The sequence below is a fragment of the Nocardia heshunensis genome, assembly GCF_054782115.1.
The window spans coordinates 61,191-75,836 of record NZ_BAAGTC010000025.1; the positions used below are offsets into that span (position 1 = coordinate 61,191).

Genomic DNA, 14,646 nt, shown 5'->3' on the forward strand with positions numbered 1-14,646 from the left:
ACTCCGCCATGCATACGCACGACGTCTTCAACCAGGTGCCGCCCATCGCGCCGTTCGACAACTCCCGCCATCCGGCGCTGATCGAGGGCCTGCACCGGGAGGGCGCGGGCTGGGCCGAGGCCGAGGTGCGGGAACTGGGCGAGCTCGCGGGCGGCGTCGAGGCGCAGGAGTGGGGGCGGCTGGCCAACGAGAACCCGCCGATCCTGCACACCCACGATCGCTACGGCAATCGCATCGACGAGGTGGAGTTCCACCCGTCCTGGCATCAGTTGATGGATGTCGCTGTCTCCCACGGCCTGCACGGCACGCCGTGGCGCGACGACCGGCCGGGCGCGCACGTCGCCCGCGCCGCCAAGCTCGCCGCCTGGGGCGTGTCCGACGCCGGGCACATGTGCCCGATCTCCATGACCTACGCGGTGGTGCCCGCGCTGCGCCACAATCCGGAACTGGCCGAGAAGTACGAGCCGCTGCTGGCGTCGCGGGTCTACGACTTCGGGCTGCGTGAGCCCTCCAGCAAGGCCGGTCTGATCGCGGGCATGTCCATGACCGAGAAGCAGGGCGGCTCGGACGTCCGCGCCAATACCACCACGGCCACACCGCTTTCCGACGGCACCTACCGCATCGTCGGCCACAAGTGGTTCACCTCGCACCCCATGGGCGACATGTTCCTGACGCTGGCCCAGGCGCCCGGCGGGCTGTCGTGCTTCATGCTGCCCCGGGTGCTGCCCGACGGCACCCGCAACGCGCTGCGCATCCAGCGCCTGAAGGACAAGCTGGGCAACAAGTCCAACGCCTCCTCGGAACTGGAGTACGAGAACGCCATCGGCTGGCTGGTCGGCCAGGAGGGCGCGGGCGTGAAGACCATTATCGAAATGGTCAATATGACCCGCCTGGACTGTGTGATCGGCTCCGCGACCGTCATGCGCACCGGCGCGGTCTTCGCCACCCACCACGCCCGCAATCGCCAGGCGTTCGGCAAGTATCTGGTCGATCAGCCCGCCATGCGCAATGTGCTGGCGGACCTGGTGATCGAGGCCGATGCCGCGACCACCGTCATGATGCGGCTGGCCGGGGCCACCGACCGCGCCGACAGCGATCCGACCGAGGCGGCACTGCGCCGCATCGCGCTGGCGGTCACCAAATACTGGGTGTGCAAGCGCGCCCCCGCGCACGCGGCCGAGGCGCTGGAATGCTTCGGCGGCAACGGCTATGCCGAGGAGTCGGGCATGCCGCGGCTCTACCGCGAGGCCCCGCTCATGTCCATCTGGGAGGGTTCGGGCAATGTGGCGGCGCTGGATGCGTTGCGCGCCATGGGGCGTCAGCCCGAGACCGTCGAGGCGTTCCTCGCCGAGGTGAACCTGTCGCGGGGCGCGAACCGGCACCTGGATACCGCCATCGATCGAATCGGCAAGGAGCTCACCGACTTCGCCGATATCGAATACCGGGCGCGGCGTGTTGTGGAGCTGATGGCCCTCGTGCTGCAGGGTGCGCAGTTGGTGCGCCACGGCCACCCGGCTGTGGCGGATGCCTTCTGCGCCACCCGCTTCGGCGGCGATTGGGGTATCGCCTTCGGCACCCTCCCGACCGGTGTGGACGCCGAGGCCATCATCGAGCGCGCTTACGTCAACTGAAGTCGAGGCCCCGGGCCATGAGCTCCTCCCGGAGGATGCGAATGGACTTGGGGCCCATGCCGTGCAGGGCCAGCAGTTCGCGCTCGGCGACACCCGCCAGTTGTTCCACGCTGCGGTATCCGGCGGCGGTCAGGGCGCGGGTCGCCGGTGCGCCGATCCCGCGTGGCCAGGTCGAATCGGTCATGGGCCGAGCCTAGATCGACTTCGTCGGCCGCGCGGGAGGTGGCACACCGTTGTAGAACGTGTTCTACTTTTGCCATGACCAAGGGACCTTTGGCGGGGGTGCGGATCGTCGAATTGGCGAGCATCGGACCCGGACCGCACGCGGGGATGATGCTGGCCGATCTGGGCGCGGACGTGGTGCGGGTGCAGCGGCCCGGCGACGGATCGGCGGTCGGACCGATGCGGGCGCAGCTGCGTGGCCGGACCATCGTGCAGGCCGACTTCAAGAACCCGGACGACATCGCCGCGGTGCGCGGGCTCATCGACAAGGCCGACGTGGTGTTCGAGGGCTACCGGCCGGGCGTGGTGGAGCGGCTCGGGCTCGGGCCCGAGGAAGCGCTGCAACGCAATCCGCGGCTGATCTACGGCCGCATGACCGGGTGGGGGCAGGACGGGCCGCGCGCCGACCGGGCCGGGCACGACATCAACTACATCGGGCTCACCGGTGCGCTGAACGCGATCGGGCGCAAGGGCGAACGGCCGGTGCCGCCGGTCAATCTGCTCGGCGACTACGGCGGCGGTTCGGTCTTCCTGGTGCTCGGCATCATCACCGCGCTGTTCGAGCGGGAGCGCTCCGGGCAGGGGCAGGTCGTCGACGCGGCCATGGTGGACGGGGCCCTCACGCTCGCGCATTCGCTCTGGATTCTGCACCAGGGCGGCATGTGGTCCGACGAGCGCGGCACCAACCTGCTCGACACCGGAATGGCTTGGTACGACACGTATTCCACTGCCGACGGGAGGCATCTGGCGGTCGGCGCGTTCGAGCCGCAGTTCTACGCGGAACTGCTGCGCGTACTCGAGCTCGACCCGAAATCGCTGCCGCACCAGATGGATCCGGCCGGACAGGACGTGCTGCGCAAGGTCTTCACGGAGAAGTTCGCGACCCGCACCCAGGACGAATGGGCCGAGTTGTTCGACGGTGTCGACGCCTGCGTCACCCCCATCCGCATCTGGACCGAGGCCGCCCAGGACGAACACCTGCGCGCCCGCGGCTCCCTGATCGAGGTGGACGGCATGCTGCAGCCCGCTCCCGCGCCCCGGTTCTCGCGTACCCAGCCGCCGACGCCGCAGCCGACGCCGGCGGATCTGACACCCCTCGGTGAGGTCTGGGTGTAGCGCGACGGCTAGGCCGTACCGCCGTTGACCCGAATGTTCTGCGCTGTCACCCAATTCGCGGCATCACTGGCGAGAAATGCGACGACAGCGGCGATTTCGTTCGGCTTACCCAGTCGATTGAACGCGCTCATGGCCTCCAGGCGGGACAGGAACTCCTCGCTCTTGCCCGTCCGGTAGGTCTCGGTCTCGGTGGCGCCCGGGCTGACCGCGTTCACCGTGATGCCGCGCGGCCCGAACTCCTTGGACAGGATGTGGGTGAACTGCTCCACCGCACCCTTGGTCGAGTCGTAGACGGCGTAGCCGGGCAGCATGAGCGCGGTGGTGGAGCTGGAGATGGTGATGATCCGGCCGTTGTCGGCCATCTTGTTCCAGGCCAGCTGCATGCCGTGAAAGACGCCCTTGACGTTCACGGCGAAGCTCAGGTCGAACTCCTCCGACGTCACCTCCGCGAACGGCTTGGTGATCGCGACCGCCGCATTGTTGACCAGAATGTCCCAGCTGCCCCAGGTTTCGAGCACCCGGTCGACCATGGCCGTGTACTCGTCGCGGTCGCGCACGTCGGCGGCCACCGCCAGCGCCTGACCGCCGTCCGCCTCGATCTTCGCGACCACTTCGTCGGCGAGTTCGGGGGTGTGCGGATGGTTGATCGCGACCCGGACACCCTGCGCGGCCAGCGTTTCCGCGATGGCCCGGCCGATGCCGGTGGCGGCCCCGGTGATCAGGGCGGTCTTCGGTGACATCACTCGAACCAGTAGTCGAGCCAGATCTGCGCGCCCTCACCGAGATTGGCCTTGAAGCCACCCTCGCCGCGCAGTCCAGTCAGATCACCGGTGCCGGAACCGGGGACCACGAACCATTCGCCGCTGACGATATTGTCGGCGACGCTGCCCTGATCCTGCAGCAGGAAGGTGCCGGACTTGCCGTCCACCGAGCCGGTGATGCGCTCGATGCCGACGAAACTGGCGGTGCCGTCGGGGCTGGAGGACTGCAGGAATTCCACCACGCCGTCACCCTCGATACCGCCGGAGAAACTCTCCTCCACGTGAATTCGGGTGAGCACCGGGCCCTGCTCGGGTTCGTCATAGGGGACCGGCTCGTACTTGTGCACCGTGATGGTGCCTTCGACGCGAATCTTCTCGGTCATCACATGCCTTCTGTTGTGCTGTGGTGTTTTGGTTGTGCTGAGGCGTCGACGCGACGCCATCGCTATCTTGCTCCGGCAGTGAGGTTTTCGCGTCCCATAGCGGGACATATCGCTAATAGCGGACATTATCGAGAAGGTGTGTTTATCGATCACCGAATCCTGATTATCAATCGAATGTTCGCTGGTGTCGGTGAGATCCGATGGCTATGGTCGATGATCATGAACGCACGTACATTTCTCGGCGCGGCCGTGGCATCGGTGGCGCTCATTATCGCCGGAAACGGCGTCGCCTCAGCGGATATCGGATTGACCGAGGCCGACAACTCCCAATTCCTCGATGGTGACACGCTGTACTTCTCCGACTGGCTCGGCTCCTCCAACTGCGCCATCCACGCCAATGGCGACGTCGGCTGCGACCTCGGCCCCGGTCAGTCACTGTGGGGGATCATTCCGATCGGCGATGTCGTCATCGACAACTCCGTCCTGCCCGCCCACCCGACCTTCGGTCTCGGTGGCCAGCACGGCCGCCCGGGCAGCCGCTGGATCACCGACGTCCCCCGCGACGCGAACGTCTACCAGGGCACCCGCATCGACTACGCGGGTGTCACCTGCATCGGCGGGCTCCCGCGCGGCGGCCTGAACTGCACCTCCCGGGGGCACAAGTTCACCCTGGGCTCGTCCGTCACCATCTCCTGATCCGCGACACCACTGGGCTGCGACGAAGGCCACGCTTCCGGCTGCAGCCCAGCGGTAATAGCGTCGAACCATGCCTCGTACAACGACGTACACCCAGTGGATCGCCCTCGAACCACAGCAGCTGTGGACCGTGCTCGGGGATCCCACCCGGTGGCCGCAGTGGAATCCGGCCGTCACGGCGCTGACCCTGCACGGCGCGCCCGCCACCGGGACCACCGGCGACTACCTGCCGCGCGGCCGCGTCAACGAGGCGGTGCACGGGCGACTGGCGAAACCGTTCGTTGTATCGACCTTCGTACCCGATCGCGAACTCACCATCGAACAGCCCGAACCCGCGGGCACCCTGCGGATGCGCTGGGTGCTCACCCCGCGGGACGGCGGCACCCTGCTGACTCAGCAGCTCACCTTCACCGGGCCCTCGGGCAAGCTCATGCGCAAGGTCGTCGGCAATCTGCTCGAGACCGACACGCACACCTGCTTCGCGCGCCTCGGGCAACTGGCCGGACTGCAGCCCGCCGCCGACGCGCAGACCGTGGTGATCGCGGGCGGCACCGGCGCACTGGGCCGCACCCTCGCCGCCGATCTGACCTGCCGGGGGCAGCGCGTGGTCATCCTGACCCGCCGCACCGTGCCGGAACTGCCCTACCCGCAATACGAATGGGACGGCCGCACCGTCGGCGCCTGGGCCGACGCCCTGCGTAATCCCGGTCGCACCGCCGTCATCAATCTCGCGGGCAAGCTCGTCGACTGCCGCCCCACCGCCCGCAATGTCGCCGAATTGCGCCGCAGCCGAGTCGATTCGACGCGGGCACTGGTGGAGGCGTCCAAGACCCTGGACCGGCCCATCGAACACTGGATCCAAGCCAGCACCACCGCCATCTGGGCCGACGCGGGCGAAATCCGTTGCACCGAAAGCACTCCGCTGCCCGACCCCGGCCTGCCGCAGATGACCGGGGTGGCGCAGCCCTGGGAGGAAGCCTTCGACGGGGCCAATGCCACGCACTGGACCATCTTGCGCACCTCGATCGTGCTCGACCCGGACGCGCCCGCCATGAAACGCCTGGTGGGGCTGACCAAGGCCGGGCTCGGCGGCAGCGTCGGCAATGGCAGGCAGTGGTTCAGCTGGATCCACCTCGAGGACTGGCTGGCCATCGTGCGCGCCGGGCTCGGCCTGGATCCCCATGTGGCACTGCCCAATGGGGTGTTGGTCGCGGCCACCGACTTCCCGGTGCGCAACAAAGAGCTGATGGCGACCTTGCGCCGGCAGTTGCGGCGGCCCTGGTCGCCGCCGACCCCCGCGCCCGCGCTGACCATCGGCGCGGTGCTGCTGCGGACCGATCCGGCGCTAGGACTGACCGGTCGGCATGCCACCTCCGAGGTGCTGCGCCACAACGGATTCCGCTTCCGCTACCCGACCCTCGACGAGGCATTGTCCCACCTGCTACCGCGCTGACCTGCGGCTCGAGGGTCGGCGATGTGATCTACGACATTGTGTCGTAGAAAGGTGTCACGTTTCGAGGCCCTGCGGCGTCTGGTTTTCATGAGTACCACCGCGAACCGCGCCGATGCCGCCGACCAGCGGTACCACTTGGCCGCGGGCCTGAAACGCTCCATCAACAAGGTCTTCCCGACGCACTGGTCGTTCCTGCTCGGGGAGATCGCCCTCTACACCTTCATCATCCTGCTGCTGTCCGGGATCTACCTGACGCTCTACTTCGAGCCGTCCATGACCGAGGTGACCTACAACGGCAGCTATCAGCCCCTGCGCGGCGTGCAGATGTCGGCCGCCTACCGCAGCGTCCTGGACATCTCCTTCGACGTGCGCGGCGGACTGTTCGTGCGGCAGTTGCACCATTGGGCCGCACTGCTGTTCCTCGCCTCGATGATCATCCATATGTGCCGGGTCTTCTTCACCGGCGCGTTCCGCAAGCCGCGCGAGGCCACCTGGGTGGTCGGCGCGCTGCTGCTGATCCTGTCCATGTTCGAGGGCTACTTCGGGTACTCGCTGCCCGACGACCTGCTCTCGGGCACCGGGCTGCGCTCGCCGCTGGGCGGCATCACCATGGCCGTGCCCGTGATCGGCACCTGGCTGCACTTCCTGCTCTTCGGCGGGGAATTCCCGGGCACCGTGCTCATCCCACGGCTCTACATCACGCACGTGCTGTTGTTCCCGGGCATCATGCTGGCGCTCATCGGCGCACACATCGCCCTGGTCTGGTACCAGAAGCACACCCAGTTTCCCGGGCCCGCGCGCACCGAGCGAAATGTGGTGGGCGCGCGCATCATTCCGGTGTTCTCGCTGGATCAGGGCGCGTTCTTCGCCTTCACCCTGGGCACCGTCGCGGTCATGGGCGGACTGTTCCAGATCAACCCCATCTGGAATCTGGGGCCCTACAACCCGGCTCAGGTGTCGGCCGGTTCGCAGCCGGACTTCTACATGATGTGGACCGACGGCCTGGCCCGGCTCATGCCGCCGTGGGAGATCTACCTGGGGCGCTACACCATTCCCGCGCCGTTCTGGGTGGCCGTGATCATGGGGCTGGTGCTGGTGGTCATCCCGATCTACCCGTGGATCGAGAAGCGGCTCACCAAGGACACCGCGCGCCACAATCTGCTGCAGCGGCCGCGAGATGTGCCGGTGCGCACCGCGATCGGGGCCATGGCCATCGCGTTCTACCTGGTGCTCACCCTCGCCTGTGTCAACGACATCATCGCCCTGAAGTTCGACATCTCGCTCAACGCGACCACCTGGTTCTTCCGGATCGCGCTGCTGCTCGCGCCACCGCTGGCCTACGCCGTGGCCTACCGGTTCTGCCTCGGTCTACAGCGCAGTGATCGCGCGGTGCTCGAGCACGGCATCGAGACCGGCATCATCAAGCGGCTGCCGCACGGCGAATACATCGAGGTGCACCAGTCTTTGGGCCCGGTGGAGTACGAAGGCGCGACGGTGCCGAAGAAGATGAGCAAGCTCGGCGCGGCGGGCGCACCCGGGCAGGGCAGCTTCCTGCGCGCCGACCCACCCGACGAACGCGAGCTGCTGACCGCCCAGCATCATCATGAGGAACAGGCGCAACTCGCCATGCTGAAGAGCAAGCAGGACAACGGGAGTCGAGCATGAAACTCCGGACCCGCACCGACGAAGACGAATTCGGGCTGCTGGTGGCCGCCGCCACCGTGTATGACATGCAGTCCGCGCGTGCCGTTCGGCAGCTACTGCGCGACCACGGGGTGCGCGCCACCATGGGTCGGGCAACCATCCACCGGTGGCGAAACCTCAAGGACCGCTTCCGAATCCTGGTGTTCCCCGAGGACGCCGTACGCGCGTACGACGTCCTGCGGCTCTACACCGAGTGATCAGAGTTTGGTCAAGGTCCGGCTGTACTGCGGGATCAGCCGGATCTTGCCCGCGGTGCCGAAATCGATAGTGACCGTGGCCAAGGCGCCGAAGCCCTCCGCGGCCACCACTCGGCCGAGCCCGTACTTGTCGTCATTGACCCGATCGCCGACGGCCAGCACCAGGCCGGAGTTGTTGCGCTTGCCGCCCGCGGCCGCCGCCGGAGCCGGACGGCGTTCCCGGCCACCGAGACCCGGCCGCGAGTCCGACCAGCCGTCGCCGCGCGTCCAATCCCGATCCAGGCCCTCGTCCTCGCCGCGGCGACGACGGAAACCCTGCGAGCTCTGCGAGGGTGCGGGCTCGAGCCGCCGCCAATCCAGCAGATGACCCGGAATCTCCTGGAGGAAACGGGATTCCGGATTCGACACCGGCTGACCCCAGCCCGAACGCACGATCGCCCGCGACAGATACAGGCGCTGGCGGGCACGGGTGATGCCGACGTACGCCAGCCGTCGCTCCTCCTGCAGCTCGGTCGGATCACCCAGCGCACGCATGTGCGGGAACTGGCCGTCCTCCCAACCGGTCACGAACACGACCGGGAACTCCAGACCCTTGGCGGTGTGCAGGGTCATCATCGTGACCATGCCCGAACCCTCCTCGGGAATCTGATCGGCATCCGCCACCAGCGACACCCGCTCCAGGAACGCGGCCAGCGAACCCGGCTCGGGCTCACCCTCGGCCTGCTCGGGAATGATGCCCTCGTCCCGCGCGGCCTCCACATTGTTGCGCGCCTCGGAACTGAATTCGCGTGCGACGCTGACCAATTCGTTGAGGTTGTCCAGCCGCGCGCCGTCCTGCGGATCGTCGGACGCCTCCAGCTCGGCGCGATACCCGGTGCGGTCCAGCACGGCTTCGACCACCGAACCCACATCCGGGAAGTCCATATCGGCCTGCGTGCCCGCCGCGCGGATCTCCTCGAGCAGGTCCAGGAACCCCGAAATGGCCTTCACCGAACGGGAATTGAGCAGCGCCACCTTGTTGTCCGCCGCATCCCGCAGCGCCTGCGCGAAACCGATATTGCGCTGTTCGGCATGCACGGCCACACAGGCTTCGGCGCGGTCACCGATGCCGCGACGCGGGGTGTTGAGCACCCGTCGCAGGCTCACCGCATCGTTCGGATTCTCCAGGACCCGCAGGTAGGCCACGATGTCGCGGACTTCCTTGCGCTCGTAGAAGCGCACGCCGCCAACCACTTTGTAGGGCAGGCCCATGCGGATGAAGATCTCTTCCAGCGCACGGGAGTTGTTGTTGGTGCGGTAGAAGACCGCCACATCCGCGTAGTTGGCGTCACCCTGATCGACCAGCTTGTCGATCTCCTTGGCCACGAACATGGCCTCGTCGTGCTCATTGTCGGCCACGTACCCGACGATCAGATCGCCGTCGCCCTGATCGGTCCACAGCTTCTTGTCCCGGCGGCCCTCGTTGCGGGCGATGACCGCGTTGGCGGCGGTCAGAATGTGCTGGGTGGAGCGGTAGTTCTGTTCCAGCAGAATGGTTTCCGCATCCGGGAAGTCGCGCTCGAACTCCTCGATATTGCGGATGGTCGCGCCGCGGAAGGCATAGATCGACTGATCCGCGTCACCCACCACGCACAGCTCCGAGGGCGCGATCTGATCCCGGGTGTCCTCGGACTCCGGCTCGTCGCCCCACAGATTGCGGTGGTGCCCGACCAGTTCCCGCACCAGTACGTACTGGGCGTGGTTGGTGTCCTGGTACTCGTCGACCAGCACGTGCCGGAAGCGGCGGCGGTAGTACTCGGCCACCTGCGGATGCCGCTGCAGGATCGAGACCGTCTCGCCGATCAGGTCGTCGAAGTCCAGCGCGTTGGCCGCGCGCAGCCGCCGCTGGTACTCGTCGTAGACCCGGGCCACCAGGCGTGGCAGCTCGCTCTCCTCGGTGGCCGCGTCGGCGGCGGCCCGCTCGGCGTCGATGAGCTCGTTCTTGAGATTCGAGATGGCGGTGGCCAGCAGCCGCGGCGAGTACTTCTTCGCGTCGATCTCGAAGTCGCGAATGATCATGCCCAGCAGGCGACGCGAGTCGTCCGCGTCGTAGATGGAGAAGTTGGAGTTCATCCCCGGCAGCAGTGCCGCCTGGGTGCGCAGGATGCGCACGCAACTGGAGTGGAAAGTGGACACCCACATCCCGGCCGCGCGCAGGCCGACCAGTCCGGCCACTCGCTCGCGCATCTCGGCGGCGGCCTTGTTGGTGAAGGTGATGGCCAGGATCTCGCCGGGCCGCACCCCGCGCGCGTCCAGCAGGTAGGCGATCCGGCGGGTGAGCACCGCGGTCTTGCCCGACCCGGCCCCGGCCACGATCAACAGCGGGGTGCCGGTATGCATCACCGCGGCACGCTGCTGTGGATTCAACCCCTCGAGCAACGCTTCCCCGCCCCGCGCGTGCCCGGTCTTCTGCCCGTCCTGTGCCACCGTCGTATTCATCGCCCATCCACGCTACCGGCGCGCACCGACAGCCGGCGGCCGGGTTCGCACAGGTGTCCGATAAGTGCCGGTCCGGCGAATCTCCGGTGAACTCGACCGGGTCGGGAAACTCAGCAGATTCCTAAATGTACCTGTTTTGCTCAGGTCACCCCGCGTGGCACACTCGTCGGATGACCGGCTCTACGGCGACGCATTGCACCTGAGCCCGACACCGGGGGGACAATGTCTAGGCCAACAGGTCTGATTCTTTGGTGAAGAACCAATCGGTAACAGGATGGGTCCACCCGCCGATCGACGTTCTGGACCACGAGGAGTTGAAAGTATGAGCATCTCGACGACGGGACATTCCGAGTCTGCCACCGGGTCGGACTCCGCCCTGCCCTCCGAGGCTGAGATCGAAAAGCTGCGCTTGGAAATCGACAAGCTGGACGCCGAGATCCTCGCGGCCATCAAGCGCCGCACCGAGGTTTCGCGCATCATCGGGCGAACGCGGATGGCCAACGGCGGCCCCAAACTCGTGCACTCCCGCGAGATGAAGGTGCTGGAGCGCTTCAGCGAGCTCGGCCAGGAGGGACACACCCTGGCGATGCTGCTGCTCCGACTCGGCCGCGGCCGGTTGGGGCACTGATCAAGATCTGTCGTTAACACCGCGCACCGCTCGGACCGATACATCGAGCGGTGTGCGTTTTCGCGTGCCCACACAAGCCACAGCTGCATGCGTGCCACGGATGTAGCCTTCCCCAGGCCGCCCCGGGTGTTTCGACCCCGGGGCGGTTCTTTTTCCGTCTAGGGCAGGGCGATGTACTTCGTGTTGAGGTACTCCTCGATGCCTTCGAAGCCGCCCTCACGCCCGAAACCGGACTCCTTCACGCCGCCGAACGGCGCGGCCGGATCGGAGATGACGCCGCGGTTCACGCCGACCATGCCGGTCTCCAGACCCTCGGAAATCCGCAGCGCGCGGTCCAGGCTGCGCGTGTAAACGTAGGCGACCAGGCCGAATTCGGTGTTGTTGGCGGCCGCCAGGCCCTCCTCCTCGGTATCGAAGCCGACGATCGGGGCGACCGGGCCGAACACCTCCTCACGCAGGATGCGGGCCGCGGGCGGGATATCAGTGAGGACGGTCGCCGGGTAGAACCAGCCCGGGCCGCCGGGGGCCTTGCCGCCGAGGCGCACCTGCGCGCCCGCAGAGACCGCGTCGTCGACGAGCTCGCTCACGGTGTCGAGCTGATCTTCGTTCACCAGCGGGCCGAGGGTCGTATCCGGATCGACGCCGTTGCCGAGTTTGTACTCGGCCATGGCCGCCACCAGCTTGTCGGTGAATTCCTGGCGAACCGAATTCTGGACGTGGAAACGGTTCGCCGCGGTGCACGCCTCACCGCCGTTGCGCAGCTTGGCCAGCACCGCACCCTGCACGGCCGCATCGATATCCGCATCGTCGAACACCACGAACGGGGCATTGCCACCCAACTCCATGGAGGTGCGCAGCAGACCGTGCGCGGACTGCTCGACCAGCTTCTTGCCGACCGGGGTGGAGCCGGTGAAGGTCAGCTTGCGCAGGCGCGGATCGTTCAGCAGCGGCGCGGTGACGGCACTCGAATGCGAGGTGGTGACCACCGACAGCACGCCGTCGGGCAGTCCCGCCCGGCTGCACAGCTCGGCCAGCAGCAGCATGGTCAACGGGGTGACGCCCGCGGGCTTCACGATCATCGTGCAACCGGCCGCCAGCGCCGGGCCGATCTTGCGAGTTCCCATGGCCAGCGGGAAGTTCCACGGCGTGATGGCCAGGCACGGGCCGACGGGCTGCTTGTGCACCAGAATCCGGCCGGTCCCCGCCGGGGCGGGCTGATAGCGGCCGTGGATGCGGACCGCCTCCTCGCTGAACCAGCGGAAGAACTCCGCGCCGTAGCGCACCTCATTGCGGCTCTCCGGCAGGGCCTTTCCCATTTCGAGGGTCATCAGCAGCGCGAACTCCTCGGTCCGCGCGGTGATCGCCTCGAACACCGCGCGCAGGATCTCCCCGCGCTGCCGCGCCGGCGTCGCGGCCCATTCGGCCTGCACGGCAACGGCCGCGTCGAGCGCGCGCACCGCGTCATCGGGAGTGGCGTCGGCAACGCGGGCAATGACCTCACCGGTGGCCGGATTGTGTACCGGGAACGTCGCACCCCCCGTGGCGTCCACCGGTCCGCCGATCCAGAGTTGCGTGGGAATGGACGAGAGTAGGGCGCTTTCAGTCACCATGACGTCAGCCTAGGCCGCACCCTCGAATCTGACTCCTGCGCTGGGCGAATCCCGCGAATCACCGTTGTTACCTGCGCGTCGTCATGCGGAGGTTGTAACCTCGCCCGGGTGAGCAGCGACATCACCGCGTCGGCGGTCTGGCGGAAACTGCACGAGCACCATGCGTCCATCGCTGGGCGGCATCTGCGGGAGTTTTTCGCCGAGGATCCCGCGCGCGGTGGCGAGTTGACCGTTCAGGTCGCGGACCTGCGCATCGACTACTCCAAGCATCGGGTGACGCGCGAGACCCTCGATCTGCTGGTCGAATTGGCGCACACCGCCGAGGTCGAGCAGCGGCGCGACGCCATGTTCGCGGGCGGGCACATCAACACCTCCGAGGACCGCGCGGTCGGGCACACGTGGTTGCGCCGCCCGGCGGGGCAGCCGCTGGCCGTCGACGGTCAGGACATCGAGACCGATGTGCACGAAGTCCTGCGCCGCATGGGCGAATTCACCGATCAGGTGCGTTCGGGACAGTGGCGGGGCGCGACCGGTGAGCGCATCGCGACGGTGGTGAACATCGGCATCGGCGGCTCGGATCTGGGCCCGGCCATGGTCACGCTCGCGCTGCGGCACTACGCGGACGCCGGGATCTCCGCGCGCTTCGTGTCGAATGTCGATCCGGCGGACCTGGTTTCGAAGCTGCACGGCCTCGACCCGGCGACCACGCTGTTCATCGTCGCCTCCAAGACCTTCTCCACGCTCGAGACGCTCACCAATGCCACGGCCGCGCGCCGCTGGCTGGTGGCGGCTCTCGGCGAGGACGCCGTGGCCAAGCACTTCGTGGCCGTCTCCACCCACGCCCAGCGGGTCGCCGACTTCGGGATCGACACCGCCAACATGTTCGGTTTCTGGGACTGGGTAGGCGGGCGCTACTCGGTGGATTCGGCCATCGGGCTATCGGTGATGGCGGTCATCGGCAAGGAGCGCTTCGCGGAGTTCCTCGACGGAATGCACCGGGTGGACGAGCATTTCGCGTCCGCGCCGCTGGCGGAGAACGGTCCGGCGCTGCTGGGCCTGCTCGGCGTCTGGTACTCGAACTTCTTCGGCGCGCAGTCCCGCGCCGTGCTGCCGTACTCCAATGATCTGGCCCGTTTTCCGGCCTACCTGCAGCAGCTCACCATGGAGTCGAACGGGAAATCCGTTCGCGCGGACGGCACTCCGGTCACCACCGGCACCGGCGAGATCTTCTGGGGCGAGCCCGGCACCAACGGCCAGCACGCCTTCTACCAACTGCTGCACCAGGGCACCCAGCTCGTGCCCGCCGACTTCATCGGCTTCGCCCAGCCCACCGATGATCTGCCCACCCTCGACGGCACCGGCAGCATGCACGACATCCTGATGTCGAACCTGTTCGCCCAGACCAAGGTGCTGGCCTTCGGCAAGACCGCCGCGGAGATCGCCGCCGAGGGCACCGATCCGAAGATCGTGCCGCACAAGGTGATGCCCGGCAATCGCCCCACCACCGCCATCCTCGCCCCGCAGCTCACCCCCTCGGTGCTGGGCCAGCTCATCGCCCTCTACGAGCACATCGTCTTCACCGAAGGCGCGATCTGGGGCATCGACAGCTTCGATCAGTGGGGCGTGGAACTCGGCAAGGCGCAGGCCCTCGCCCTGGAACCGCTGCTCACCTCGCCGGAAGCCCCTGCATCCCAGGGCGACTCCTCCACCGACACCCTGATCGACTGGTACCGCTCGCACCGTCGCTGAGCGACGAGATCCGGCCGG

13 protein-coding genes are annotated in these 14,646 nt (G+C 67.4%); 8 read left to right on the plus strand and 5 right to left on the minus strand.

Translation table 11 applies throughout. From position 1 onward, the window contains the following. The first annotated feature begins 8 nt into the window (after positions 1–8). Positions 9–1,631: an acyl-CoA dehydrogenase family protein gene (locus tag ACYVN4_RS39720; RefSeq protein WP_460728497.1), complete on the plus strand. Its 1,623-nt coding sequence runs from the start codon at positions 9–11 to the stop codon at positions 1,629–1,631. On the opposite strand, the gene ACYVN4_RS39725 is transcribed toward ACYVN4_RS39720, so the two are convergent. Beyond that, positions 1,624–1,815, minus strand: coding sequence for a helix-hairpin-helix domain-containing protein (locus ACYVN4_RS39725; RefSeq protein WP_460728499.1), 192 nt, complete (start codon positions 1,813–1,815; stop codon positions 1,624–1,626). The two genes, ACYVN4_RS39720 and ACYVN4_RS39725, sit on opposite strands and share 8 nt — an antisense overlap. Before the next feature lie 74 nt (positions 1,816–1,889). On the opposite strand from ACYVN4_RS39725, the gene ACYVN4_RS39730 reads away from it, so the two are divergent. Further along, entirely contained in the window at positions 1,890–2,969 is a 1,080-nt protein-coding gene (locus tag ACYVN4_RS39730) for a CaiB/BaiF CoA transferase family protein (protein ID WP_460728501.1), read from the plus strand. A gap of 8 nt (positions 2,970–2,977) precedes the next feature. Here the strand turns inward: ACYVN4_RS39730 and ACYVN4_RS39735 are convergent, their stop codons facing one another. Together ACYVN4_RS39735 and ACYVN4_RS39740 are read right to left on the minus strand one after the other, a co-directional pair. Then, entirely contained in the window at positions 2,978–3,709 is a 732-nt protein-coding gene (locus ACYVN4_RS39735; RefSeq protein WP_460728503.1) for an SDR family oxidoreductase, read from the minus strand. Further along, the gene (locus tag ACYVN4_RS39740) at positions 3,709–4,113 is read right to left on the minus strand and encodes a DUF3224 domain-containing protein (protein WP_460728505.1); all 405 of its coding nucleotides are present in this window, start codon (positions 4,111–4,113) and stop codon (positions 3,709–3,711) included. The genes ACYVN4_RS39735 and ACYVN4_RS39740 overlap by 1 nt, the downstream gene beginning before the upstream one ends. 219 nt (positions 4,114–4,332) lie before the next feature. Here ACYVN4_RS39740 and ACYVN4_RS39745 point away from each other — a divergent pair, with 219 nt between their 5' ends. The 4 genes from ACYVN4_RS39745 to ACYVN4_RS39760 all read left to right on the plus strand — a co-directional run bounded on the left by ACYVN4_RS39745 (position 4,333) and on the right by ACYVN4_RS39760 (position 8,163). Next, on the plus strand, positions 4,333–4,809 hold the full coding sequence (locus ACYVN4_RS39745) for a hypothetical protein (protein ID WP_460728507.1): 477 nt from the start codon (positions 4,333–4,335) through the stop codon (positions 4,807–4,809). Between the two features lie 70 nt (positions 4,810–4,879). Then, positions 4,880–6,262, plus strand: a complete 1,383-nt coding sequence (locus ACYVN4_RS39750; RefSeq protein ID WP_460728509.1) for a DUF1731 domain-containing protein — start codon at positions 4,880–4,882, stop codon at positions 6,260–6,262. 87 nt (positions 6,263–6,349) lie between these two features. Then, positions 6,350–7,927, plus strand: coding sequence for a cytochrome bc1 complex cytochrome b subunit (gene qcrB / locus ACYVN4_RS39755; RefSeq protein WP_460728511.1), 1,578 nt, complete (start codon positions 6,350–6,352; stop codon positions 7,925–7,927). After that, positions 7,924–8,163, plus strand: coding sequence for a hypothetical protein (locus ACYVN4_RS39760; protein ID WP_460728513.1), 240 nt, complete (start codon positions 7,924–7,926; stop codon positions 8,161–8,163). The genes qcrB and ACYVN4_RS39760 overlap by 4 nt, the downstream gene beginning before the upstream one ends. Here ACYVN4_RS39760 and pcrA read toward each other — a convergent pair whose 3' ends face one another. Next, the gene (gene pcrA, locus ACYVN4_RS39765) at positions 8,164–10,641 is read right to left on the minus strand and encodes a DNA helicase PcrA (protein ID WP_460728515.1); all 2,478 of its coding nucleotides are present in this window, start codon (positions 10,639–10,641) and stop codon (positions 8,164–8,166) included. It abuts the gene before it with no gap. Between the two features lie 322 nt (positions 10,642–10,963). Here pcrA and ACYVN4_RS39770 point away from each other — a divergent pair, with 322 nt between their 5' ends. Then, a complete protein-coding gene (locus ACYVN4_RS39770) occupies positions 10,964–11,269 on the plus strand; it encodes a chorismate mutase (RefSeq protein ID WP_033085726.1) in 306 nt (101 codons plus the stop codon). Positions 11,270–11,427: 158 nt separating this feature from the next. Here ACYVN4_RS39770 and ACYVN4_RS39775 read toward each other — a convergent pair whose 3' ends face one another. Then, positions 11,428–12,879, minus strand: coding sequence for an NAD-dependent succinate-semialdehyde dehydrogenase (locus tag ACYVN4_RS39775; protein ID WP_460728518.1), 1,452 nt, complete (start codon positions 12,877–12,879; stop codon positions 11,428–11,430). A 108-nt stretch (positions 12,880–12,987) separates the two neighbouring features. On the opposite strand from ACYVN4_RS39775, the gene pgi reads away from it, so the two are divergent. Continuing rightward, positions 12,988–14,628 (plus strand): glucose-6-phosphate isomerase, encoded by a 1,641-nt coding sequence (gene pgi / locus ACYVN4_RS39780; protein ID WP_460728520.1) that lies wholly within the window; start codon positions 12,988–12,990, stop codon positions 14,626–14,628. Positions 14,629–14,646: the final 18 nt, after the last annotated feature.

Excerpts from the sequence above, each read along its gene's own strand:
- ACYVN4_RS39745 (WP_460728507.1), top strand. The coding sequence starts at position 4,333 with ATGAACGCACGTACATTTCTCGGCGCGGCCGTGGCATCGGTGGCGCTC.
- ACYVN4_RS39760 (WP_460728513.1), top strand. The coding sequence starts at position 7,924 with ATGAAACTCCGGACCCGCACCGACGAAGACGAATTCGGGCTGCTGGTG.
- ACYVN4_RS39740 (WP_460728505.1), bottom strand. The coding sequence starts at position 4,113 with ATGACCGAGAAGATTCGCGTCGAAGGCACCATCACGGTGCACAAGTAC.
- ACYVN4_RS39750 (WP_460728509.1), top strand. The coding sequence starts at position 4,880 with ATGCCTCGTACAACGACGTACACCCAGTGGATCGCCCTCGAACCACAG.
- ACYVN4_RS39735 (WP_460728503.1), bottom strand. The coding sequence starts at position 3,709 with ATGTCACCGAAGACCGCCCTGATCACCGGGGCCGCCACCGGCATCGGC.
- ACYVN4_RS39725 (WP_460728499.1), bottom strand. The coding sequence starts at position 1,815 with ATGACCGATTCGACCTGGCCACGCGGGATCGGCGCACCGGCGACCCGC.
- ACYVN4_RS39730 (WP_460728501.1), top strand. The coding sequence starts at position 1,890 with ATGACCAAGGGACCTTTGGCGGGGGTGCGGATCGTCGAATTGGCGAGC.
- qcrB (WP_460728511.1), top strand. The coding sequence starts at position 6,350 with ATGAGTACCACCGCGAACCGCGCCGATGCCGCCGACCAGCGGTACCAC.
- pcrA (WP_460728515.1), bottom strand. The coding sequence starts at position 10,641 with ATGAATACGACGGTGGCACAGGACGGGCAGAAGACCGGGCACGCGCGG.
- ACYVN4_RS39770 (WP_033085726.1), top strand. The coding sequence starts at position 10,964 with ATGAGCATCTCGACGACGGGACATTCCGAGTCTGCCACCGGGTCGGAC.
- ACYVN4_RS39775 (WP_460728518.1), bottom strand. The coding sequence starts at position 12,879 with ATGGTGACTGAAAGCGCCCTACTCTCGTCCATTCCCACGCAACTCTGG.
- ACYVN4_RS39720 (WP_460728497.1), top strand. The coding sequence starts at position 9 with ATGCATACGCACGACGTCTTCAACCAGGTGCCGCCCATCGCGCCGTTC.